The organism is Vibrio sp. SCP2, assembly GCF_059295395.1.
Map to the genome: position 1 here is coordinate 1,052,763 of NZ_JCAFVV010000001.1, position 22,112 is coordinate 1,074,874.

Genomic DNA, 22,112 nt, shown 5'->3' on the forward strand with positions numbered 1-22,112 from the left:
ATAAGAAACATTAGCGGCATCTCGGATGTTTCGCAGCTGTTAAATGTGCAACATTAGATTAACCAAATATGGGTGGTGAAATCGGCATTTTATGCTTGTCTACAAAGTGGGGCTTCTAACTATTGCATCTTGGTTATATTTCTATTATTTTGGAAATATATGATTTTATGTGGAGTCTGTCATGGAACTTGAAGTCGTTGCCAAAGCACTTAAAGAGCTTGGCCATCCAACTCGTCTCTCGATTTACAAAAGTGTGGTCAAAGCAGGCTATCAAGGTATTGCGGTAGGTGGCTTACAAGAGAAGCTAGGGATACCAGGCTCGACGCTTTCTCACCATATCTCTAGCCTTGCGTCAGCAGGATTGATTAGCCAGCGACGAGAAGGTCGAACCCTTTACTGTGTCACCGATTACCAATGTTTAGAAGGCGTTATTGGCTTCTTGCAGGATGAGTGCTGCGCCGATGAGAACTGCTAACCCAAGCCTCAGCTTAGAGCAAGTGTGGGCTGAGTATCAGCAGGCGCTAAAATCCTTCCTTCACTCTAAGGTAAGTAACCCAGATGATGTGGAAGATTTGCAGCAAGAGATCTTACTCAAAACCTATCAGAACCTGTCCACCATTGCGGATGTCAGTAGTGTTAAAGCTTGGCTGTTTCAACTGGCTAATCGCACCATCATCGACTTTTACCGCAAGCGCGCTCGCCAGCAGCGTGATGGCGAACTCCAAGCCGATGACTTGTGGTTTGAAGAGCAAGAGGCCAGTTTAGAGCAAGAAATGGCAGGGTGTATTAAACCTTTTGTTAATGCTCTGCCTGCTGAACAATCGCAACTTCTCGAAGCTGTTGAACTAAACGGTGAGAGCCAAAAGCAGATTGCTGAGAAAGTCGGCGTCAGCTACTCAACGTTAAAGTCGCGCGTGCAGAAAGGCCGTGTTGAGCTAAAAAAACTGTTCGAGGAATGCTGCACCTTCCAACTCGACAAACACGGTAACCTCCTAGACTGTGAAGCGAAATCAAAACAGTGTGGACGTTGTTAGGAGTAACTCCACACTACTTTCCCAAATCCTGCCTCGAAACGCCAAAAGTTGTCATTCCTTAGACCGAAGAATAGGGAGAGTAAGGAATCTTAACAGCCGCCTCTAATCTAAGTTGAATTTATCAAGGTATTATAACTAACAATTGAATTGATAGTCGTCATTAGGATTCATACTGTGTCAGTCCGCTTTCCTTTGTTTCTCTCCCTTCACCTCAATTTTTCCTTTCTAAATAAGCCTGAACGACATTTTTGTGACAAGTGGGAATGTCAAACCTTTGTCATTTATTGCTGTTAATTCGTCCATGGTTGTTGTCGCAAAATTGACATTTATGTACGATGTCGAACCTAATCAATTTGTGGTTAGACTCAATAGGTGTTTGCATTTTGCTTGCTGCTAACTCCTTGTTTTATAAAACCAACAAAGATGACCAACAATAATGAAGAAGCTACTCAAACGTAGGCAAAAAGGTGTGTTCGTCGTTGAATTCGCAATTGGATTCATTGTGCTATTTATGTTCACCATGCTGATTTTTGAAACCTGCCGTTTAACCTATATATGCTCTGTGCTCGATTACGCTACGGCCGAAGCTGCACGAGATGCGCGAGTGCAGTTACAGAAAAACGACAAATTTAAAGAGTACAAATCTGCCGATTGCTCTTTGGACTACAAAGAGCAGCCTTCCAAAATGGAAGAGTGTTTTCGTGTTCAAAGTATGCTCGGAAATGAACTGGCTATTTGGTACTACACATTTCTTAAAGAAAACTCGACGACGCTATTAAAAATCTTTACCAGCCAAAGTGACTTTGAGCTTGATGTGAAACCATTTTTAAATCCGGCTGCTTATGCCAAAGGCGATGTTTATTCGGGCACCAATGCTTGGAGTGAAGCAACATTAGCTGAATATGAAGTGACTTATACCTATCATCCGTTGATGTTCAATAAAGAAGCTTTCGGCTACCCAATCACCCGTCGTTTGTTAATCGTGCAAGATACAGCGCTATTTCGCGATCAATTGAAAGGTTAGCCAAAATGAATAAACAAAAAGGGGTATTCAGTATTGAGCTATCGTTCGTTCTTATCGGTATGTGCGCATTACTGTTTTTTATTTTTGATCTTGGTTATCAGGTTGTGCAAAAGAGCCAGCTTAATCGAACTTCGTACTCAATTGCCTCTGTTCTGAAAGAAAGAAAGGCCTTTTTCACCAAAGGGACCAGCGCAACGAACTGGGACATCAATGCAAATGAAGCGCAAGAGATGTTACGCATAGCCCAAAACTTATTGGGGAAAAACAAAGACAATTTACGAGTCAACATTGGTTTTAAAAGCGGCAAGAAAGCAGAGCAGACGTATCAAGCCGGAAATAGCGAGATAGCATGCAGTGCGCAGTCTATTGGTAACGAAATTACCGAGGGCAGTAAACATGATCTCAATGTTTATCGAGTGACCGTCTGTCGCCGTGTGCCTGCTTTCTTCGAAAAAGCCATTTCAGGACAAGCGGATAAAGACAGCCGAGTTCTTAAGTCAACTTCGTTATTTGTAGGGCGCTAATGTGAATACAGTGATAAAAAAACAATCGGGTTCTGCTTCTATTTGGTTTGTGTTTGTTGCTTTTGCTATTTTGGGAATGGGGGCTTTGGGAGTCGAAGGTGCGCGCTATGTTACTGAAAAAGCACACCTTGGTGATGTGATGGAGGCAACAGCGATTGCCGTTTCTGAAAGTGATGACATTCGTGATGATGCGACGTTCGATAAGAAGCAAGCTCAAGCAATAGCTACTGCGTGGGTCAATTATCTAGTTCCAGATAATAAAGCTTCCGAGTTTAATGTTAGCCGAGAGAAAAAAGTGTACGAGAAAAAGCTCGACTCTGGGGCGACAGTAAAAAGAACGATACATCATTACAAAATTGACAGCACCACGACTCATGACTCTTGGATGTATATGAAGGGCGTTCCATCTTTTGATAAGCAGCAAAAGGTGTACAACAAAGCAACGGCTGCTCGAGTTAGAACCGACTTTGAACCGGTAGATGTGGTGTTTGTCTCGGATTTTTCTAGTTCTATGCAAGGTAGACGTATCCGCAAACTAAAGGAAGCAATTGAATCCGTAACTACAACGATTTTTAAGGCAACAAAAGAGCTAAAAGAAAAGCATACAGGTGAGATTATAAACAACTCTAGTTTTGGCTTTGTTCCTTTCTCTAAACGAATTGTTGTTAAGAAAGGGCAGGATTATTACTGTGCTTCAATGTTGAAGCCACCGAAGGGTTCTCAATACGATAGGCCAATGCTAGAGCAAGGGTTTAGCCAACTTGGTAACATGTGGAGTTATGATTTAAAACAGTGGTTTGGCGACAATAAGTATAGTTATTCTGAGCAGCTAGCAATGAATAAATATCTATCTTATGCCAATAGAGGGGGGCACAGAAATTATCAACCACTAGATTGTAACTATGGTGATGGAAGTTATGACTGGGGACGATGGAAAACATGTACGTCTGACTATTATGATCATATTAGTTATTCAAGAACGGCAAAAGAGTTACAAATGTCGAAAGATTATGTTTTGTCTACACCCATGAAGATCGGACACAACCATTTTTCACCGTATGGATATTGTCAGTACAGGCGAGGGAAGCCAAATTTCTACAATATAGACAGAGAAGAGTTGGCGAGCGAGCAAAGTGTAAAAGATTTCAATCGCAAAATATCAACAATGAAGGAGGGGGGAGGAACGGATATGTATCACGGTTTGCTCGCTGCTCCAGGGCAGTTTGATGGTGCAATTAATAAAAATCGTTTTATTTTTGTACTTTCAGATGGAGATGAGAATACAGTGTCATTCAAAAAATTGGTTGAGAACGGATTGTGTCGAAATATGCGAGAAAAGCTTTCAGTTAATGCTAAAGGCGAAACAGTGAAGTTTGAAATGTTTGTGATTGGTCTAGAGTTTAACAATAAGAAAGACTGGGCGTATCGTACTTGCTTCGGAAAACACATCTACGAAGTCAAAGATCTGGATAAGCTCCAAGATGTCATTATGGAGCTTCTTAGCACCACGACCTCTTATAACGTAGAACGATAATTAACAAACCACAAACCCGCCGTAAAGGCGGGTTTTTATTTATATGTCTAAATTGGATTTCGTCAAACTAATGTCGTTATTTGTCGGCGATTGGCGAATGTGAAATTAATGATTCATTTGATTTGATTATGTATCTTTAGTGGCTTTATTGACGGCTGTTATCTGTGGTTGTTGTCTAAGTTGTTGTTTTAGATGTGTAAAATAAGTTTTATTTAAATTGGTTTGATATTGAATAAAGTGCTTGAAATGTAATCTTGTTTGAGTAAACTAGCGCCTGTCAAAAAAACGTTGCTAGTTAAAGTTTACTGCCTCTACTTTGATTGGCTTGTTGTCCAACCTTTATGTAAGAACTTTTACAAATGAAAAAACTACTGAACGATTTTATTAAAAACGAAGATGGTGTAACGGCAATTGAGTACGCGGTAATCGGTGTTGCAATGGCTACTTTACTAGGTGTGCTTTTCTCAAATGGTGGTACGTTCCACTCAGCACTTACCAACGCAATGGAGCGCATCGCTGAAGCGATGGGCGGAGCTGGCCGCTAAGTTGCTACTATTAGTTGCTATATTGACCGCTCTCGCGGTCAATATTTGTCTCTCAGACTGGAAAGAAAGACGGATCAGCAACAAGCTTGTCGGTCTTAACTTTGTAGTTTGCTTAGTTTTAGCGCTACTGCTGGATGTTTCGTTACTCTGGCAAGGGATTGTGATCTCATTAATTACCTTTGTACTTGGCCTGCTTCTTTTTCGCTTTAAAGTTTTTGGCGCCGGGGATATCAAACTATTAATGGGGTATTCGCTCTGTTTTACCTTTCCACTTGCACTCAATAATTTAATTGGATTTTTATTGGTCGGTGGTGTGGTGGTAATAGCTCAATTTGGTTGGGCCTGTTTAACCGTAGGGTATCAGGAGCTTAAGGAAAGAGGCGTTCCGTACGGAATCGCCATTGCCAGCGTTAGCACTTTTAATATTGTTTGCCTAGTACTGGACCCTGCTCGCCTATGAAACAGAGATTAACTCACCTGATCGCCCTTATTGCTTTGGGTGTGGGTGTATATGGCATCTTTAGTGAGATGTTTGCTTCCCCACCTGAGCCTCAAACTGTTGCCGAAACCGAAGCACCAGAAAACAAAATTCGCGTGTGGCGCGCTGCCGAGAATGTAAAGCGCGGGCAAAACTTTAGCCCCGAGTTGCTTGAGGCTGAACTTTTGCCTGAAAGCGAAGCAAGCTACGCTTTGTTGGATTTGCCTTATAGTAAAGGAGCGGTGTTTCGTCATCGTATCAATCAAGATGCGATTATAACGGCGGAAGACCTGATCACTCCTGACGATCCTGACTACGTTGATGCGATCATCAAACCAGGTATGACGCCATTTCCTCTCGTGGTGGCTCAGAGCCATATCATTGCGGCCGGTGTGAAGGCGGGGGATTTTATCGACATTTTGTCGCTCACGTCGCTGCAGCAAAATATGGCCCAGCGTGACAGTGTTGAGTCGCCGCGCTCCGCCAATATTGATGTTAAGCCGCTACTTAACCAAGTACGCGTGTTGGCTGTACAAGGTAAAACCTATGATGACCAAAAGCTCGCCCATTATGGTGCAGATGAAGCGTCAAGCTTAGTGACCTTGGTGTTAGAAATTCCTCACCCATTTATCAGTAAGATGACATTAGCGCGTCGCCTGTCAGCACTAGAGATCTATAAGTCTCGCCAGCAAATGTATCTACCAGAGGCTCAAACCAAAGATATTCTCCCGGGCTATCAGGGTATTGTCGAACTGCGTGGCTCTCGCCGCGGATAAGGTTAATAACATGCAACAATTTTTACTTCGCTTAAGCCGCTGGGTTTTGGCTGCGGCCGCTTGCACCTCAATTCCAGCATGGAGTGCAGGTTTAACTATTGCAATGGGTGACGCCAGCAGTGTCTCTACCCAGCAAGAAATCGGTACTATTTTTGTTTCTTCCCCTGACGTTGCCGATTACCAAATTCTTGATGGCCATAAGTTTGTCGTGTTTGGCAAGCAGCGTGGTGATACGCGCATAATGGTGTTTGCTAAAGACAACAGCAAAATCTATGACCGCAAAGTTAACGTGGTGCGTGATGTCAGTTTAGTTAATCGTCAGCTTAAGCTTCATTACCCAGACCTTAGAGTTAAAGTCGAAGCGGTTGATGAGCAGGTGTTAGTGACAGGTGAAATCATTAACCAAACCCAACATCTTGAAGTGATTACCTTGGTCGGTGAGTTACTCAAGTTAGAAAAAATCGAAGATAAGAAAAAGGAAAAAGAGGATAAAAACTCTAAGCCTACCGAACTTAAGACGTTAGTAGCGGACTTTAATAAAAAAGTTGAGTACAAGGGTTTAGTCGATAAGTTAAAAATTGCCTCGGCCGATCAAATCAACGTTAAGCTTTCTATCGCTGAAGTGAGTCGTCAGCTGAATGAAGAGTTGGGTTTTAAGTGGAGTAATGAAGCTGCGGGTGCTGCTGGACAGTTTTTGCTGACTGATTTTAAAGCGGGCGATTTAAAAACTCTAATTACTGCGCTTGATGATAATACATTGGGTCAAATGCTTGCTGAGCCCAACCTATCTGTAATTTCAGGTGAGTCTGCGAGCTTCCTAGTCGGTGGAGAACTACCAATTGTCACGTCCAGCTCAAATGGAAGCAATGTGTCCTACAAAGAGTACGGTATTAAACTCGCATTTGCTGCCAAAACACTAGAAAGTGGTCGGATACGCCTTAAGTTGAAGCCAGAAGTGAGTTCGTTGGATCAGGCCTATAAGGCTAAAAACGAGTTTATGCCAGCACTGCGCACTCGCAAAGCTGAAACCACCTTAGAGCTAAAAGATGGCGAAAGCTTTGTTATTGGCGGCCTAATGAGCAGCGAAGACGTCGAAGGTATGTCGAAGATTCCAGGCGCAGGCGACATTCCAGTACTAGGTGCTTTATTCCGCAGCGCCGCCACCAAACGTGAAAAACGCGAGCTTGTGATTGTGGCAACCGTCAATCGAGTCAAACCTCAGCATGCATCAGAAATCCAACTACCAAGCATGCAGCCAACCAGCACTTTTAAACGCTTATTCGGTTTGAGTGAAACGCCGAAATACCGTGTGACTTACGACTTGCTTTCTCAGGGAGGCTTTAAAAAATGATCAAACACTCTTTGAAAGCAGCTTGCTTAACGTTCTCTCTTGCCGCGGTTGTACTCACTGGCTGTTCAAATCAATCCGTGACCGGGGCAGAGGCCGTTTTAGTACCCGTAAAAACTGAGCTTAAGCTTGGCTATAAGTCTAATCAAGCCAGTCAAACCCAGCAGGTTAACGATAAAGCACGCGACTTTATTGTGACTCAGTTTGAAGCCAATGCAGAACAGATTGAAGTGATCGCCTACAGTGCAAAAGGCCAGCAGCTACAAGCAAAATTGCAGAGCCAGTTGGGCAAGTACCGCCCGTGGATGAGCTACAAAACCGAGCGTAAAACCGACTCGCTACACGATGTCTTGATTCGTGCCAAACGTACTCAAGTGATTATGCCACCATGCCAAGCACTGGGCAGCCATAACGCCTGGACAATGCAAGATGGCTGCTTCGTTGAGCGCGCGCGTAATAAGTCGCTCGCCACACCGTCAACGCTTAAGCCCGTTGTGTCAGAACTTTCGATTGCTGAGGAAAAGTAGATGTTAGATTTAACTGAAGCGCTCAAAGCAACCGAGTCTTTATCCGAAGGTAAAGAAGGTCTAAGTTCGGTACTGTTTTATCAGTCTGAGCATTGCCGTGAGTTGGTTTCTGAGGTGTTTAGCTTTGACTCGTTGGGCGCGCCTGATATTCATGCAATGAAGCCAGCGGCGTGGGGGGATTACTTTGCTAGCAATACCGTCTCACTTGATTTGGTGTTGATTGAGTTGACCAGCAGTGACGATGTCATTGCTAAAGTCAATGAACTTGCTCCGCAAATCCCAAATACGGCGTCTGTGGTGGTGATTGGTAAAGAAGATGCTATCTCCACCATTCGCTCACTGAAAGAGATGGGCTTTTACTATGTATTCTGGCCCGTAGTTAAAGCTGAGCTGAGTGATTTTATGCGCCATGTGGTGAACAACCATCATGGTGGCAAAGGCTTGGGTAAAGAGCGCAAGGCCAAACGTATTGCCGTGGTTGGTGCGAAAGGGGGCGTTGGCGCTTCACTGATCGCTTGTGAATTGGCAAGCTTTTTACACCGTGAGACTCACTCGAAAGTGATGTTGGTCGATCATAACTATTGTGATTCCAACCTCGATGTTTTACTCGGTATTGAAGAGTACACCAAGCTCGATATCAGCAAGTCTTCGGTGCAAATTTCCCAGCTAGACGAAGACTCAGCACAAGCCCTGCTGCATAAAGATTGTGATGGTGTCGCACTGCTTGCGGTAGATGGACTGAAAGCGTCGATCAAAGACTGTAATAGCCAAAGTGATGCCATGGTTTCTCTTTTGCTACGCCGCTACAACTTAGTGGTTGAAGACTTCTCTAGCTCGCGCGAGTTCCCGCTCGACTACATGGCGTTCTGTGAACATTATGATTCAGTGATTGTTGTCGCGGACCCGACAGTCTCGGCAGTTCGCTCGGCAAAACGTATTATGCACAACTTGGATTTGGCAGCCCGTAACAGTTTAAGAACCCCGCGTTCAATCTTGGTGCTTAATCAGCATCGCACTTTCCGAGATGGCGTGCTCTACGCCAAAGAGATAGAGCAGCAGCTGAAACGCAAAATAGATGTTGAAGTGGCGTATGAGAAATCTATTCCATCGGTGCTTCTATCGGGCAAACGCTTTACTACCATGCGTGGGCGTTTTTCTTCTCGAATGCTCGATCTTGCCGCCTTAGTGTTGGGAAGAAAGATCACTAAAAAATCGAATCCCCTTAAAGATCTTATTGAGGATTTACGAATCAAGTTGATTGAGAGGTCAGCGAAATGAGTGCCGCCAAAGCCCTTTATTTAGATATTCGTGATCGCATCTATGAAGCCTTAGATACCAGTGCAGTAGAAAATGCCAGTAAAGAGCAGCTACGTAACCAGCTGACCAATGGCGTTGATATGCTCATCGAGCAGAAAGAGCAAGCCATTCCAGCCATTATGCGCCGTCAGTTTGTCTCTAACTTGATTGATGAACTGACCGGTTTAGGCCCGCTTCAATCCTTGATGGATGATGAAGATGTGACGGACATTATGGTCAATGGCCCTGAAGCGGTGTTTGTTGAGCGCCACGGTCAAGTCGAGCATACCGATGTGTCGTTTGTCGACGATAATCAATTGCGTCAAATTGCTCAGCGAATTGTTTCTCGTGTAGGTCGCCGTGTGGACGAGGCGACTCCGCTAGCCGATGCCCGATTACCTGATGGTAGCCGTGTCAACGTGGTGATCAATCCGGTCAGTATCGATGGTACGGCGATTTCGATTCGTAAGTTTAAAAAGCAGAGTATTGGCTTACCAGAGCTCGTTGAGTTTGGCGCTATGAGCCCACAAATGGCTAAGGTGTTGATGATCGCTTCTCGTTGTCGCTGCAACATCTTAATCTCCGGTGGTACAGGTTCAGGTAAAACCACTTTGCTCAACGGCTTATCGCAATACATCTCAGAAAAAGAACGTATTCTAACCATTGAGGATGCGGCGGAACTGCGTTTACAACAGCCGCACGTTTTGCGTTTGGAAACTCGCGTTGCAGGCACCGAAGGCACTGGCCAAATCACTCAGCGTGACTTGGTGATCAACGCCCTGCGTATGCGCCCTGATCGAATTATCATTGGTGAGTGTCGTGGCTCAGAAGCATTCGAAATGCTTCAAGCGATGAACACAGGTCACGATGGCTCTATGTCTACCTTGCACGCCAACACGCCTCGTGATGCGCTCGCTCGTGTTGAAAGCATGATCATGATGGCAAACCTTTCCTTACCTTTAGAAGCGATTCGTCGCACGATTGTCAGTGCAGTTAACATTGTTATTCAGGCAAACCGACTGCATGACGGCTCTCGTAAAATCACTTCCATCTCAGAAGTGGTGGGTCTTGAAGGGGAAAATGTGGTCTTAGAAGAGATTTTCCGTTTTGAGCCTGATGATCGCCAAGTTGAAGGTGAAAAAATTGCGGGAAGATTTGTCACTCCTGGATTAATGCAACGTTCAGAGCTGGCTAAAAAATCACGCTACTTTGGTTTGTACGAAGAGCTAATGTCGGCGTTTAGGTAGTGGTATGAGTCTCTATGTCTACTTGCTGCTGATTGGTGGCGTTGCTTGGTTCTATAGTGGCAATTTAAAAAAGCAGAAAACGGCACTGTTAAGTAAAGACGAGCATACCCAAAGTGAAGAAGACCTTAACTTGGTGAACCTTTCATCGCTGAAAGGTGAGAGCTTCAAAGATCAGCTTTTGATTCGCTTTAATGGTTTAGCAAAACAGCTTGGTAAGAAAGGTTTGATGCAAGCTGCCATTGGTATCGCCATCGTCAGTTTTACGATGAGTTATGTGGTCGGTATTTATTTAGCATTAGGCTTTGTGTCAGGCATGGCAGCATTGGCGGGGACCCCTTTTGTTGCGGCGCTTTTACTGTTTCGGTTTTTACTTAAACGCCGCCAAAAGAAGTTTGAAGACTCGTTCCCTGATGCCATCAACCTAATGACCAGTGCGGTTAGCTCAGGCGAGAGTGTTATGCAGGCGATTCAATTCGTTGGCGACAAGCTTGATAGTGTGGTTGGTCAAGAGTTCAAATGGGTCGGTCAACGTTTGCAAATTGGTGAGTCGCCAGATGAAGTGTTCCGCCGTTCGTGTCAGAACTGCCCTTACAAAAGCTATCGCTTTTTCATCATTACTCTGCGCGCCAATATGATCCGCGGTGGTCAACTTAAAGAGGTGATGACGCGGCTTAACCGAGTGTTGTTCGATGCCCGCTCGGTGGAAAAGAAAACCATGGCGATGACGTCGGAAGCGCGCTTGTCAGCAAAAATCGTTGGTGCGATTCCGTTTCTGTTCCTGTTCGGCATGCAGTATATGAGCCCAGAGAACTTTCAGTTTGTTCTTCATGACCCTGATGGGCGGATGATTCTTTACTACTTGATCGGTAGTGAAGCGATAGGTATGGGCATTATTTGGTTTTTGATCAGGGGGATTCGCTAATGTCTTCAATGATTGTCTCTCTGATCCTTTTTCTTTTTGGCGTGATTGCGTTTAGCTTGCTGAGATCGACTGCACAAGCTAAGCAGCGCACACGTATGCACAAGCTGTTACAAAGCGAAGAAGTGGAATCAGAAGCGAAAAAGAAATTTCGCTTAGCGATGAAAAAAATCAGTGCTGAGAACAAAGACGAGTTTGAGCAAAAACTAGAACAGGCTGGTATTTATAACAAAGGCTTAGCGATTTACTACTTGCCTGCCAAATTCGGTATTATTTTGGCTACCTTTATCGCCGCTACCTTTTTGGTGATGAGTGAAGGTTGGGAGTTATCTGATGTTCTTCTGCCTGTATGTGGAATTCTGGTTACTGTGATTGTAGTGCCAGATATGGTACTCGCATCGAAGAAGAAAACCGTTGAGCGTAACGTAGGCTGTGAACTGCCTTACCTGATTGACCTGATGGCGGTGTGTGTGCAAACCGGTATGACGCTTGAGTCTGCACTGGCGTATCTTGCTGATGAGCTACAAGGCTTTGATAAGCACCTTGCCTATCATATTAAGCGCACTGCAGAGCGTGCTCGTCTTACTGGTCTAGAAAGTGCCTTAACCGAGCTTGCGGTGCGAATCAACACCCAAGAAGTGCGCAGTTTTACCTTTACCTTGCTGCAAAGTTTGCAACACGGTAGCTCAATTTATCAAGTGCTTATCACCTTATCGAAAGATATCCGAGAAGTACAAATGCTCGAAACCGAAGAGAAAATTGGCTCTCTATCGGCAAAAATGAGTGTCCCACTTATCATCTTTATTATGATGCCTATCGTGATCTTAATTATCGCGCCGGGTGTAATGAGGCTAATGCAATGAGACTTTTATCCGTTGCACTGGTGGCATTATTGGCAGGCTGTTCGTCAGCGCCGAAAACCATCAGTGATGAACAACGAATGGAGATCACTGAAAACTTCCAAGGATTACAGGAAAACTATCGCGAACGTTTGCAAAATAACGCACAAGATCATGCGGCTGCGGTGAGCTTAGCGCGGGTTTATTTCAAAGGTGGTGACTTAGAAGCGGCGACCTACTATCTGGATCAAATCCCGGATGAAACGTGCAATACCCTTGATGGCTGTTGGATCACTCGCGCTGATATCGCCTATGCCAATGAAGATTTCAACAACGCGAAATACTTTATCGATCACAGCTTAGCGGTACAGAAAGACACCTACGCTGCTAAAAATCTCTACGGCATCATCATGGCGACAGAAGGTGATTACCAGACTGCGAAACGTTATTTCTTCGAAGCTCGTTTAGGCTTTAAAGATGAGAGCGCTATTCGCAACAATCTTGCCATGACAGAGATGATGGAAGGTCGTTACGCCGAAGCGGCAGAGCGTTTAATGCCACTATACAAAAAGGGCCAGGTTGACCCAACCATCAGAGCCAACTTAATCGTGAGTTTAATGCGCTCGGATCAAGAGCATGTGGTAAAGCGAATGTTGCTCCAAGAGCATACCGAGCAAGAGGCATTGCTCTACTTTGCCCAATTGAAAGATGATTTAGATTCCTGGCCTAAAGCGATTGGGCAGGCGACAACCGACGAGGAAATAGAATGAATAAATGGTTACTTGGCGCTTTGCTCGTCAGCTCGTTGCCAGCAGTAGCACAGCCGACGCTATTGCAACAAATGTGTGAAACAACGGCGTTCAATCAAGAGCTGACAGTGACAATGGATACGCCGATTGTCATCGCTCATCATAGAAATGGTCGCATGCTATCGGGAGAGGAAAATGCCGATATCGATGTGAGCAGATTTTCATCTCTGCTTGTTGGCGATAGCCAAGTGTCTGATGACTGCTTAGCCTACTTGCAGCACAATAACATCCTTAAAGTCACGACGACTTCTAAGCAAGTTGAAAAAGGTGAGCCTATTTTAGCGCGTGTCTTTTTCCGTTTTGATCGCTCTGAGCTCAGCCAAACGTCAGTACGCATCCTTGATCACATTGCGTCTGAGCTTAAGAAGAGCCCTAATCTAGTCACTCTAGAAGGGCATACCGATGCAAAAGGCAGCGAGGCTTATAACTTAGCGCTCGGTCTTCGTCGTAGCCAAGCGGTCGAGCAATACCTTGTTAGTAAAGGAGTCAACCCAGACACGCTTCAAGCCACATCTAAAGGTGAAGCCCAACCACTGGCTGATAATTCAACCAAACAAGGGCAAGAGAAAAACCGCCGAGTTGAGATCAAAAGCTAGTTAAGCGTAGCGCACTGCAACAATTCGAAACGAGTCCATATGGGCTCGTTTTTTGTATCTGCGTTAGCTGAATAGAGTTATGACACTATCCAATAGAAGATTTTTGTGATTAATTGTTCTTGGTTATGGATTGTTAACTAAAATAAATACTTATACCAATCGGCATAAACAGGTGAACAGAGAACTGTTCGGTTGGTATTGAATCACAAGGAGAATGTTGATGGTTACAGCGCTTTACGCTGCAATTCTTGCTGCACTAATGATTTGGCTCTCTATTCAAGTGATTAAGCAGCGCCGCAAAGCTCAGGTGAAATATGCGGATGGCGGGGTAGATGCCCTGACGATCGCCCGAAGTGCACAGGGCAATGCGGTGGATTACATCCCAATTACCCTGATTCTGATGGCTATGGTGGAGTACAACGGTGCAAGCCTTTGGATGATCCATGCGTGTGGTATTGTTTTTGTTCTGGGTCGTATTTTACATGCGAAAGGCATCCTTGCGGATAGATTAAAAGGCCGCATTTCGGGGATGAAGATGACCTTCTTAGTGATGGCGGTTCTGATTGTGCTTAATATTGCTTATCTACCATTTGATAGGATGTGGTAATGATGTTGCGTTCTCCTCCTGCATGGGCGTTAGTGCTGACGGGGCTAGTCCTCAATGTCTTGGCGCTTTTGATGTCGAGCATTGTGCTCGACAAGTTGAGTGGAGAGATTGGTCAGCTATCTGAGCAAAAAGACGAAAACATCTATTCAATTCAGCTTGCGTGGAACAGTGTTGAAATGCTCGAACGCAAGCGTGAAATGTTGCTCTTGCATATCGATCACGAGGGCGAAGTTCAACAGCAACTGCAGGCGACGCTACAGGGTCAATTGAGTCAGTGGGTTAATCAGCCAATACCAGAGATTAGCTTAGACAATCTTCCGCAATTGATGATGCTGATAAACCAAGCCCAGCAGGCATATCGAAATCAAATTGATGACTTTTATCTAGAGAATCTCTCTATCTCTGAGCTGATGACAACGCTTAATGAAAGGATCGCTTGGTACAAGAACATTGGCTTGTTTCTGCAGGTGTTTGGCTTAGCTTTGATCCTTGCCAGAGACTTGGCTCGTAAGCCCAATTAACCACAAAGCGATGGATTTACCCATCGCTTTGTTTTCTGTTCGGTGGTTACCTAAATAATCCCCTAAACATTAACCTCTACAATCCTCGAACATAGCTACCTAAATAGCAGTCGATAGAGGGGTGTTTTCTCTAACCCTTTAATCAATCCAAAGGTTATCACTATCGCGCCAAACAGGACGGTCATATCTTTGGCAAATCCAGTCAGGCCCAATACTCCAGAAACGTTCATCATCACAATAATCATAGGTAGATGAGCCACGTAGAGAGGTAACACATACTTAGATTGCTTGGTTAGCCAAGAGTGAGTTCCGAGCGCTGGTTTTGATAGTAACCACATAAAACAGCCTGTTCCCCACAGTACAGTGCCAAACAGGAAGTCATTGCCATTAAAAGGTTGCTGATAGTTATTGAGGATAAAGGCTTCAACGAAATGTAACAGCATACCGACTGATGCTAGCAGCAAGGCCTGATGAGAAGCTGCATTTATCGTTTGCTGACGAATCGAAAAACCTATCGCAAACAACAAGGTACTAAAAAGCGGGCCGTTTCGGGTAAAGAATGGAGACCAGAACTCTGTCAGCCCCTGATAGCTGCCTGCAAGAACACCGTAAACATACAGTGCGACGCCAAGCGGGACAAAAAGCTCTATCTGCTTAAACTTTTGCAATCCAGCACCGATCGCAGCTGCAAAAATCAGCGCGGGAATAAACCATAAGTGGACGAGGCCACCCTCTAGCAGCGAGTTGAGTGGTGCTTGACCAAGGTAACCCCAATATCCTTGACGTTCGGCGAGATAACCATGCTCAGCCACAGTCGCCCAGTTAAAAGGCATAACAAGGCATATCACACTCCAGACAACAAAAATGCGCAGCAAAGGAGTGGTGTAGCGCTTAAGCGTCGCGATTGGGTCAACGGTTAGCTTGGGTTGGATCAAATAACCTGAAATCAAAAAGAACAAAGGGACGGCAAAGCGTGTTGCTTGGTTAAACACATATCCAACCCAGGGTGTCTCATTAATTTGCCAGTAGCTGAGAAACATCTGACAGTGCATGGCGGCAATGGCTAATATCGCAACCACTCGGCCTAGCTCAATACTTTGTATTTTCTTACTTTCCATAACGACATCAAAACCATTAAAAGTGTTCAGGGTATATCAATAAATCAACCTCAAGGAATGAATCTAAATCAAATTATGCTGAGGCTACTATCAGTTACCAGAGTAATTTGAGAGTCAAATCTAACCCTAAGAATTGTTACATTTACGGGTTAGACTTTGTGATTTCATTCAATTGCAAGTGAGATAAAATTTGCAAAAAAGAACGAGTGTGCTAAAAATAGCATTGACAGTAACGAGAGAGCAGTATGAGTAAAGGCAAAGTTACCCGAGAAAATATCTTAAGTAAGGCATTTGAGCTAGCGAGTGAAAATGGGCTTGAGAGCTTAACCATTGGGGAATTAGCCAAGCAATGTGGGATGTCGAAGAGTGGCTTGTTTGCTCACTTTAACTCCAAGGACAACCTGCAAATAGCAGTTTTGGATTATGCCAACCTGATCTTTACTCAGCGCGTGATTGCGCCCGCGAGGGAGCGAACTTCGATCACCATCGAAGAAAAGCTCATACTGCTGCTCGATAACTGGTTAGGGTGGAACCACTCTTTTCAAGGCAGCTGTATGTTCTTAGATGCTTGGAAAGAGACGAGCGCAGAAGCTGCCCCTACCCAGCAAGTATTAAAGAAAACCATCGCGACTTGGATAGAGTACTTACGAATTCAGGTTGCAAAAGGGGTCGAGAATGGTGAGTTTCGCCAAGATCTTGAACCTAGGCAGGCCACGTTTGAATTGTATGGCTTGTATTTAAGTGCCCACCTGTTTTATTCGATACACGGAGAGCAGGCGAGCAACGAGCACTTCTGGCAGGGCGTTAAACGCCTGTTAGCTGACTGGAAGTAGGACGAATTTAAGCTAAGTGAAGTTCACTTAGCTAATTATTTAACTAAAAATAGCACGGTCGTTCGCTTTTGGGCGAGAAGTAGAGACTGGCACCAAAAGGATAAGACTATGAGTGAGAAGATTTACTTTAATACCTCGCAAAAGTTCAGTGTAAAGAAAAGCTTGGTCAACATAACCACTCGGCTTCATCACACTCTCGCACCTAACCATGCGAAGAACACCGCGCGCAAGTTACTGCTGACCCCTGCACGTACCAAGCCTAAGAATGCTGAGCCAACCGGATTGATTAAAGGCGAAGTAGAATCGAAGGAAGGCGTACTCAAAACGTACCAATTAGGTACTGGCCCAGTGTGGGTGCTGACCCATGGTTGGTCGGGGAGTGCGAGTCAGTTTTATCCGTTGATGGAACACATCGCTAGTCAAGGCTACACCGCCTTGGCGTATGATCACCCGGGTCACGGTCAAAGTGGCGGCGTGTACGGGCATATTCCGGCATTTGTTCATGGCTTAGAAGCGATTTTAGATAGCGTTGATGATGTGGCTGGACTTGTTGGTCATAGCATGGGAACGGCGTCTTCGATCGAGTGTCATCATCAGAAGTTGGTCGATAAACCATTCTTGTTGATTGCACCTGTATTGGATTACCTCGACAATCTATTTGGTAGTGTCGCTCGCTCAGGCTACTCAATGCGTTTGTTCAATGCTGTTGTTTCTGAGGTTGAAGATCAGTACCACTACCCAATTCAATCCGTCGACCCGTACAACAAGCTCAAGTTACGCAGTGCGCAAACCATTATTGTCCACGATCAAGGTGACAAGTTTACTAAGTTTGAGGTGTCGCAGAAGGCGGCTCAAGAAATGGAAAACGTTACGCTGGTGGCAACCCAAGGGCAAGGCCACGGCAGAGTGATGAAGTGTGCTGAAGTAATGGAAAGCTTCGATAAGCTGATTGGATAGGTTTACTAAAGGGGGCTGCTAAGTCCCCTTACCTCCAATTGATTAATGGCATTGATCTCGGTAGTGACCAGGTGAAACGCCTTTCCAAGTACTGTAGGCGCGAATAAAAGAATTGGACTCCTGAAAGCCAAGCAGAAACGAAATCTCTCCTAAAGACATCTCTGATTTCTCTAAGTAATGATCAGCAAGCTCTTCTCTAACCGTCTGTAAGATACTTTGGAAGCTCTCCTTTTCAGTACTGAGCTTACGTTGAAGTGTGCGCTTACTCATCGCAAGTTTTCCTGCGACATCTTCAATACTAGATTGACCACTTGGCAGCGCTTCCAGTAGTACCGCTCTGACTCGATCAGATGTGGTGGCACTGCTATCGAGATCAGATAATTTTTGATTAAGTTTCGCCTCGAAGAACTCCCACATAGCCGCATTCGAGGTAAGGAAGGTTCTTGCGGCATCTTGCGCAGAAAATCGAATTTTTACCTCTTCCCCTTTGCGAACTGAGCAGCCGAAGTAGGCTTCATATTGAGCGATATCCTTCGGTAGCACTTGCAGTTCAACACTAAGGGGGTGAATTTGCTCTCGCGTCGCCAATCGTGCCAACTGGGTAAAAAAGACAGTTTCCATTAGGCCCAGCGTTTTTGGCAGTTCTTCGCGGTATCCGTAGCAACGTACTGTGATTTCTGTGTATTGATCGGTTTGATTCACTACAGACATCATCGGACCAATCAGTGGTTTGTATTGGCTCAAACGGCTTAAGGCTGCGTTGAGGTTTGGACTGCAGATAGAAGCAAACAGAGGGGCATCAAATGCCTCCACTGAGAGGTGCTGTGCGAACAAGAGTGGGACCTCTTTATCCCCTGCTGCTTTTTCTAGACCATTACACAATTGAAAGTATTCGTGAGGTGCTAAGCTGGCACTCTCTCTGCTAAATAAATCTCCCGGCAGGTTGGCAAAAGCCAACACAGCTTGGAGATCTATTTGCATGTCATTGAGTAGTACTTTCCATAATGGAGAGACGGCAAATCGGTTCGCACGTTTCATTTTATTAGTTCTTTTCCATAAACTTACGAGACATTTTTAATACCATCTTACGCGGTAAGAATGGAATTACCCAATTAAGTTGAAATTTTAGCCCACGTTCGTTGAATGCAACCAATTTGCCTTTTTCCATTGCCTGATATCCGCACTCAGCGACTGAACGAGGTGATTTGGCGCTTTTCCAAATGTCGACACCATCTAGGTTGCCCGCTGCTACAAAACCTGTTGCGACAGGCCCTGGGCATAATGCGGTTGCAGTAACATTGTATTGTGCGACTTCTTCAGCAATAGCTTGAGTAAAAGAGGTGACATAAGCCTTAGTGGCGTAGTAAACCGCTTGCAATGGACCGGGAATAAATGACGCAGTCGATGAAACATTAAGAATGCGCCCATTTCGTCTCTCAACCATACCTTGCAAAAAGTGGTGAGTTAAGTTGGTTAAGGTCACCATGTTTAACTGCATCATGGCTTGGTCATCCGTGAGTGCTCGTTCGTGGAACAAACCATGGCCGCCGAAACCCGCATTGTTAATTAAAGTATCGATTTGTAGTCCCATCGCTTCGACAGTAGCGGCAACTCTATCTGCTGACTCAGGATCAGATAAGTCTTCGGCAATAACAAACACCTTGCTTTGGTATTCGCTTTCCAATTCAGCTTTCAGTTGGTTTAACTTATCTTCAGAACGCGCCACCAACACAAGATCGCCACCTTTCTGTGCGTGTATTTTTGCTAGCTCTAAACCGATGCCACCTGATGCGCCAGTAATTAATGCTGTGTTTGCCATGTTGTGCCTCACTTTCTGATTGTTAAACGTTATGTAATTGGGATGAGGAAATAATAAGCAATCTAATCGCGCCACACACTGGCAAAAGGTGACACATTGCTCGCCAATGACGCCAATTGAAATTTACCAATTAGGATTGAGTGATAGTTATCGTGAATTGTTTTTCTAGAAAATAGACCTGATAGTGATGCTTAAATATCTAATCCATTCATGCTGTTAACATTCATAACCTTATTGTTGATATGGTTAACAAATTCGCAATGAAAAATATTTCCAGAAGGTATTTATGTGGGATCATTTGCAATGCCACAAGGCCCTAATAAGGAAAAAATAATAATGAATAGAAATGATAGTGTCCCTTTGCCCAACAACACTAGAGAATGGTTTTTCAACCGCAATAGTCTGATTATCCTCGCAGACGTTGCTCTGTTTCTCACCTTGTACTTTACCTTGCCTTTTGACCCTCAAGTCGTGCTGGGTATTAGTATGCTCACCTTTGTCGCGATTCTTTGGCTGACAGAGGCATTACATGTCACCGTAACGGCCATTTTGGTCCCGATTATGGCGGTTTTGTTTGGTGTATTTGACACTCAAACGGCACTGAACAATTTTGCTAACTCAATTATCTTCTTATTCTTGGGTGGTTTTGCCTTAGCCGCGGCTATGCACCGTCAGGGGTTGGATAAAGTTATCGCCGATAAAGTGCTGATCCTCGCTAAAGGTAAAATGAGTGTGGCAGTGTTCATGTTGTTTGGTGTTACCGCTGCGCTATCAATGTGGATTAGTAACACTGCGACCACGGCAATGATGCTGCCTTTGGTACTCGGTGTGTTAAGCAAAGTGAACTCAGAAAGTGGTCATAAAACCTATGTGTTTGTTCTGCTTGGCATCGCCTACAGTGCAAGTATTGGTGGCATTGCAACAATTGTTGGTAGCCCACCGAATGCTATCGCCGCTGCGGAAGTTGGCTTAACCTTCACTGAGTGGATGAGCTTTGGTGTGCCTACTGCCTTGATTTTGTTACCTGTTGCGATAGCTGTTCTTTACGCGACGCTAAAGCCTAATCTATCTGGAGAGTTCGAGTTAAATCGTGATGCGATCAACTGGGATAAAGGCAAAGTTGTGACTCTGGCTATTTTTGGCGCTACCGTCTGCTTATGGATCTTCAGCAAACCAATTAATGCCATGCTCGGCGGTTACGCTAAGTTTGATACGCTCGTAGCGCTAGCGGCTATTATCGCAGTTAGCTTTGCCCGCGTTGTACACTGGAAAGATATTGAGAAGACTGCAGATTGGGGCGTTTTGCTCCTGTTTGGTGGTGGTATCTGTTTGAGTAATGTTCTAAAGGCAACGGGAACAAGTGTCTTTCTTGCCAATACTCTGAGTGAGATGATTGCTCACTGGGGGATCTTCTTCATCATCGCGATCATTGCGGTTTTTGTTGTGTTCTTAACGGAATTTGCCAGTAATACGGCGAGTGCGGCTTTGTTAATCCCAGTGTTTGCAAGTGTTGCAGAAGCATTTGGCATGTCGCCTGTCATCCTGTCTGTTCTGATAGCGGTTGCCGCATCCTGTGCATTTATGTTGCCAGTTGCGACGCCTCCGAATGCGATTGTGTTTGGATCTGGGCACATTAAACAGAGTGAGATGATGCGAGTTGGTATTATTCTTAACATTGCCTGTATCGGCGTGCTCACCTTTATCGCTCTGAGCTTTTGGACCTAGCCACTAGCTAGCTTGATATCGAAAATCCCTAAAGCCTACCTGAATCCGGTAGGCTTTTTTAGTTGCGCTTATCTCAAACCCTAGAAAGTTTATTTTTCATGTTTTGTTATGTTATAACATTTGTATAATTTAAAACCTTCGAATGGAAATATAATGGACAAGATCAATAGCGCGCTGATTGTTGCGGGGACACATGGTAATGAGCTTTCAGGTATTTATTTACATAAGCTGATTAATGACAGGCTTTACTCCGCTGAACGTTCAACATTTGCTACCTCTTCGGTGATCGCTAACCCAGAAGCGGTACAGCAGAATGTGCGCTATTTAGAGACAGACTTAAATCGTGAATTTGCTGAGCTTAATAACGAGAAAGAGCACGTGTTGCATGAGAGTAAAGTCGCTGCTGCATTCGCTGCCAAATATTCCGCCAATAACAATCAGCTCATCGTTGATTTACATAACACGACCAGCAATATGGGTGCGACGCTCATTCTACTCTCTACGGATCCCTTCTACCGTAAAATGGGGGCCTACGTAAAACAGCGCATGCCAAAAGCTAACATCTTGTTTGAAGATAGAAAGCCATGGTCAGAGCAACCTTATTTGTGCTCAACAGGTGAGTATGGCGTAATGATTGAAGTCGGGGCTCAAGCTCATGGCTCGCTGAAGTCGGAAACACTTGAATTGATGAAACAAATGCTCACGGCGGTGCTAGATTACGTAGAAAAGCACAATCTCAATCAGATAGATAACTTGCAAGATTACAGCGCGTTTTTCTACACGGAAGAGGTGCCGATTCTGCTCGATCAAGATGGAATGCGCAGTGCTATGGTTCATCCGATGATATGCGGGAGAGATTTTGAAGTGGTGAAGCAAGGAGAGCCGCTACTAGCAACGTTTTTAGGTCATGATATTCTTTGGGAGAAGGCACAAGATATCTACCCACATTTCATCAATGAGAGTGCTTATAGCAAAGCCAATATTGCGATGGCTTTGGCAGAAAAACGCACAGTTTCAGCAAGTTAGAAAAATCCTG

The 22,112-nt window shown here is 44.6% G+C and carries 25 protein-coding genes; 22 read left to right on the plus strand and 3 right to left on the minus strand.

The window, feature by feature from the left end; all coding sequences use genetic code 11:
• Window positions 1–181: 181 nt before the first annotated feature.
• From AC5O63_RS05090 to AC5O63_RS05175, 18 genes are all read left to right on the plus strand, one after another.
• Window positions 182–475: an ArsR/SmtB family transcription factor gene (locus AC5O63_RS05090; RefSeq protein WP_069668661.1), complete on the plus strand. Its 294-nt coding sequence runs from the start codon at window positions 182–184 to the stop codon at window positions 473–475.
• A complete protein-coding gene (gene sigZ, locus AC5O63_RS05095) occupies window positions 462–1,034 on the plus strand; it encodes an RNA polymerase sigma factor SigZ (protein ID WP_494504138.1) in 573 nt (190 codons plus the stop codon). Before AC5O63_RS05090 ends, sigZ begins: the two co-directional genes overlap by 14 nt.
• Before the next feature lie 436 nt (window positions 1,035–1,470).
• Entirely contained in the window at window positions 1,471–2,058 is a 588-nt protein-coding gene (locus AC5O63_RS05100; RefSeq protein WP_494504139.1) for a TadE/TadG family type IV pilus assembly protein, read from the plus strand.
• A 5-nt stretch (window positions 2,059–2,063) separates the two neighbouring features.
• Window positions 2,064–2,582 carry a tight adherence pilus pseudopilin TadF gene (tadF, locus tag AC5O63_RS05105; protein ID WP_494504140.1) on the plus strand — a complete coding sequence of 173 codons (519 nt, stop codon included), beginning with the start codon at window positions 2,064–2,066 and terminating at the stop codon, window positions 2,580–2,582.
• A 1-nt stretch (window position 2,583) separates the two neighbouring features.
• Window positions 2,584–4,116 carry a pilus assembly protein gene (locus tag AC5O63_RS05110; protein WP_494504141.1) on the plus strand — a complete coding sequence of 511 codons (1,533 nt, stop codon included), beginning with the start codon at window positions 2,584–2,586 and terminating at the stop codon, window positions 4,114–4,116.
• Window positions 4,117–4,475: 359 nt separating this feature from the next.
• The gene (locus AC5O63_RS05115) at window positions 4,476–4,661 is read left to right on the plus strand and encodes a Flp family type IVb pilin (protein WP_494504142.1); all 186 of its coding nucleotides are present in this window, start codon (window positions 4,476–4,478) and stop codon (window positions 4,659–4,661) included.
• Between the two features lie 22 nt (window positions 4,662–4,683).
• A complete protein-coding gene (locus AC5O63_RS05120) occupies window positions 4,684–5,121 on the plus strand; it encodes a prepilin peptidase (RefSeq protein ID WP_494504143.1) in 438 nt (145 codons plus the stop codon).
• Window positions 5,118–5,915 carry a Flp pilus assembly protein CpaB gene (gene cpaB / locus AC5O63_RS05125; RefSeq protein WP_494504144.1) on the plus strand — a complete coding sequence of 266 codons (798 nt, stop codon included), beginning with the start codon at window positions 5,118–5,120 and terminating at the stop codon, window positions 5,913–5,915. The genes AC5O63_RS05120 and cpaB overlap by 4 nt, the downstream gene beginning before the upstream one ends.
• A 10-nt stretch (window positions 5,916–5,925) precedes the next feature.
• Window positions 5,926–7,266, plus strand: a complete 1,341-nt coding sequence (locus AC5O63_RS05130; protein ID WP_494504145.1) for a type II and III secretion system protein family protein — start codon at window positions 5,926–5,928, stop codon at window positions 7,264–7,266.
• Window positions 7,263–7,790 (plus strand): hypothetical protein, encoded by a 528-nt coding sequence (locus tag AC5O63_RS05135; protein ID WP_494504146.1) that lies wholly within the window; start codon window positions 7,263–7,265, stop codon window positions 7,788–7,790. The genes AC5O63_RS05130 and AC5O63_RS05135 overlap by 4 nt, the downstream gene beginning before the upstream one ends.
• On the plus strand, window positions 7,791–9,068 hold the full coding sequence (locus AC5O63_RS05140) for a CpaE/TadZ family protein (RefSeq protein WP_494504147.1): 1,278 nt from the start codon (window positions 7,791–7,793) through the stop codon (window positions 9,066–9,068). It begins immediately after the preceding gene.
• A complete protein-coding gene (locus AC5O63_RS05145) occupies window positions 9,065–10,333 on the plus strand; it encodes a TadA family conjugal transfer-associated ATPase (protein ID WP_494504148.1) in 1,269 nt (422 codons plus the stop codon). The genes AC5O63_RS05140 and AC5O63_RS05145 overlap by 4 nt, the downstream gene beginning before the upstream one ends.
• A 4-nt stretch (window positions 10,334–10,337) precedes the next feature.
• Complete coding sequence (locus AC5O63_RS05150) at window positions 10,338–11,255, plus strand: type II secretion system F family protein (protein ID WP_494504149.1); 918 nt, start codon at window positions 10,338–10,340, stop codon at window positions 11,253–11,255.
• Window positions 11,255–12,115 carry a type II secretion system F family protein gene (locus AC5O63_RS05155; protein ID WP_494504150.1) on the plus strand — a complete coding sequence of 287 codons (861 nt, stop codon included), beginning with the start codon at window positions 11,255–11,257 and terminating at the stop codon, window positions 12,113–12,115. Before AC5O63_RS05150 ends, AC5O63_RS05155 begins: the two co-directional genes overlap by 1 nt.
• Window positions 12,112–12,861 carry a hypothetical protein gene (locus AC5O63_RS05160; protein WP_494504151.1) on the plus strand — a complete coding sequence of 250 codons (750 nt, stop codon included), beginning with the start codon at window positions 12,112–12,114 and terminating at the stop codon, window positions 12,859–12,861. The genes AC5O63_RS05155 and AC5O63_RS05160 overlap by 4 nt, the downstream gene beginning before the upstream one ends.
• Window positions 12,858–13,496: an OmpA family protein gene (locus AC5O63_RS05165; RefSeq protein ID WP_494504152.1), complete on the plus strand. Its 639-nt coding sequence runs from the start codon at window positions 12,858–12,860 to the stop codon at window positions 13,494–13,496. The genes AC5O63_RS05160 and AC5O63_RS05165 overlap by 4 nt, the downstream gene beginning before the upstream one ends.
• A 220-nt stretch (window positions 13,497–13,716) precedes the next feature.
• Window positions 13,717–14,103, plus strand: a complete 387-nt coding sequence (locus AC5O63_RS05170; RefSeq protein WP_494504153.1) for an MAPEG family protein — start codon at window positions 13,717–13,719, stop codon at window positions 14,101–14,103.
• A complete protein-coding gene (locus AC5O63_RS05175) occupies window positions 14,103–14,624 on the plus strand; it encodes a DNA mismatch repair protein (protein ID WP_494504154.1) in 522 nt (173 codons plus the stop codon). The genes AC5O63_RS05170 and AC5O63_RS05175 overlap by 1 nt, the downstream gene beginning before the upstream one ends.
• Before the next feature lie 95 nt (window positions 14,625–14,719).
• Here AC5O63_RS05175 and AC5O63_RS05180 read toward each other — a convergent pair whose 3' ends face one another.
• A complete protein-coding gene (locus AC5O63_RS05180) occupies window positions 14,720–15,742 on the minus strand; it encodes an acyltransferase (protein ID WP_494504155.1) in 1,023 nt (340 codons plus the stop codon).
• Window positions 15,743–15,987: 245 nt separating this feature from the next.
• Between AC5O63_RS05180 and AC5O63_RS05185 the strand changes: the two genes are divergently transcribed.
• Together AC5O63_RS05185 and AC5O63_RS05190 are read left to right on the plus strand one after the other, a co-directional pair.
• Complete coding sequence (locus tag AC5O63_RS05185) at window positions 15,988–16,575, plus strand: TetR/AcrR family transcriptional regulator (RefSeq protein ID WP_494504156.1); 588 nt, start codon at window positions 15,988–15,990, stop codon at window positions 16,573–16,575.
• Window positions 16,576–16,683: 108 nt separating this feature from the next.
• Window positions 16,684–17,532 carry an alpha/beta fold hydrolase gene (locus tag AC5O63_RS05190; RefSeq protein ID WP_494504157.1) on the plus strand — a complete coding sequence of 283 codons (849 nt, stop codon included), beginning with the start codon at window positions 16,684–16,686 and terminating at the stop codon, window positions 17,530–17,532.
• A gap of 42 nt (window positions 17,533–17,574) precedes the next feature.
• Here AC5O63_RS05190 and AC5O63_RS05195 read toward each other — a convergent pair whose 3' ends face one another.
• Together AC5O63_RS05195 and AC5O63_RS05200 are read right to left on the minus strand one after the other, a co-directional pair.
• A complete protein-coding gene (locus AC5O63_RS05195) occupies window positions 17,575–18,570 on the minus strand; it encodes an AraC family transcriptional regulator (RefSeq protein ID WP_494504158.1) in 996 nt (331 codons plus the stop codon).
• A gap of 4 nt (window positions 18,571–18,574) precedes the next feature.
• Complete coding sequence (locus AC5O63_RS05200; RefSeq protein ID WP_494504159.1) at window positions 18,575–19,351, minus strand: SDR family NAD(P)-dependent oxidoreductase; 777 nt, start codon at window positions 19,349–19,351, stop codon at window positions 18,575–18,577.
• Window positions 19,352–19,687: 336 nt separating this feature from the next.
• Between AC5O63_RS05200 and AC5O63_RS05205 the strand changes: the two genes are divergently transcribed.
• Together AC5O63_RS05205 and AC5O63_RS05210 are read left to right on the plus strand one after the other, a co-directional pair.
• The gene (locus AC5O63_RS05205) at window positions 19,688–21,076 is read left to right on the plus strand and encodes an SLC13 family permease (RefSeq protein WP_486788575.1); all 1,389 of its coding nucleotides are present in this window, start codon (window positions 19,688–19,690) and stop codon (window positions 21,074–21,076) included.
• 153 nt (window positions 21,077–21,229) lie between these two features.
• A complete protein-coding gene (locus tag AC5O63_RS05210; RefSeq protein ID WP_494504160.1) occupies window positions 21,230–22,102 on the plus strand; it encodes an aspartoacylase in 873 nt (290 codons plus the stop codon).
• The last annotated feature ends 10 nt before the right edge of the window (window positions 22,103–22,112 follow it).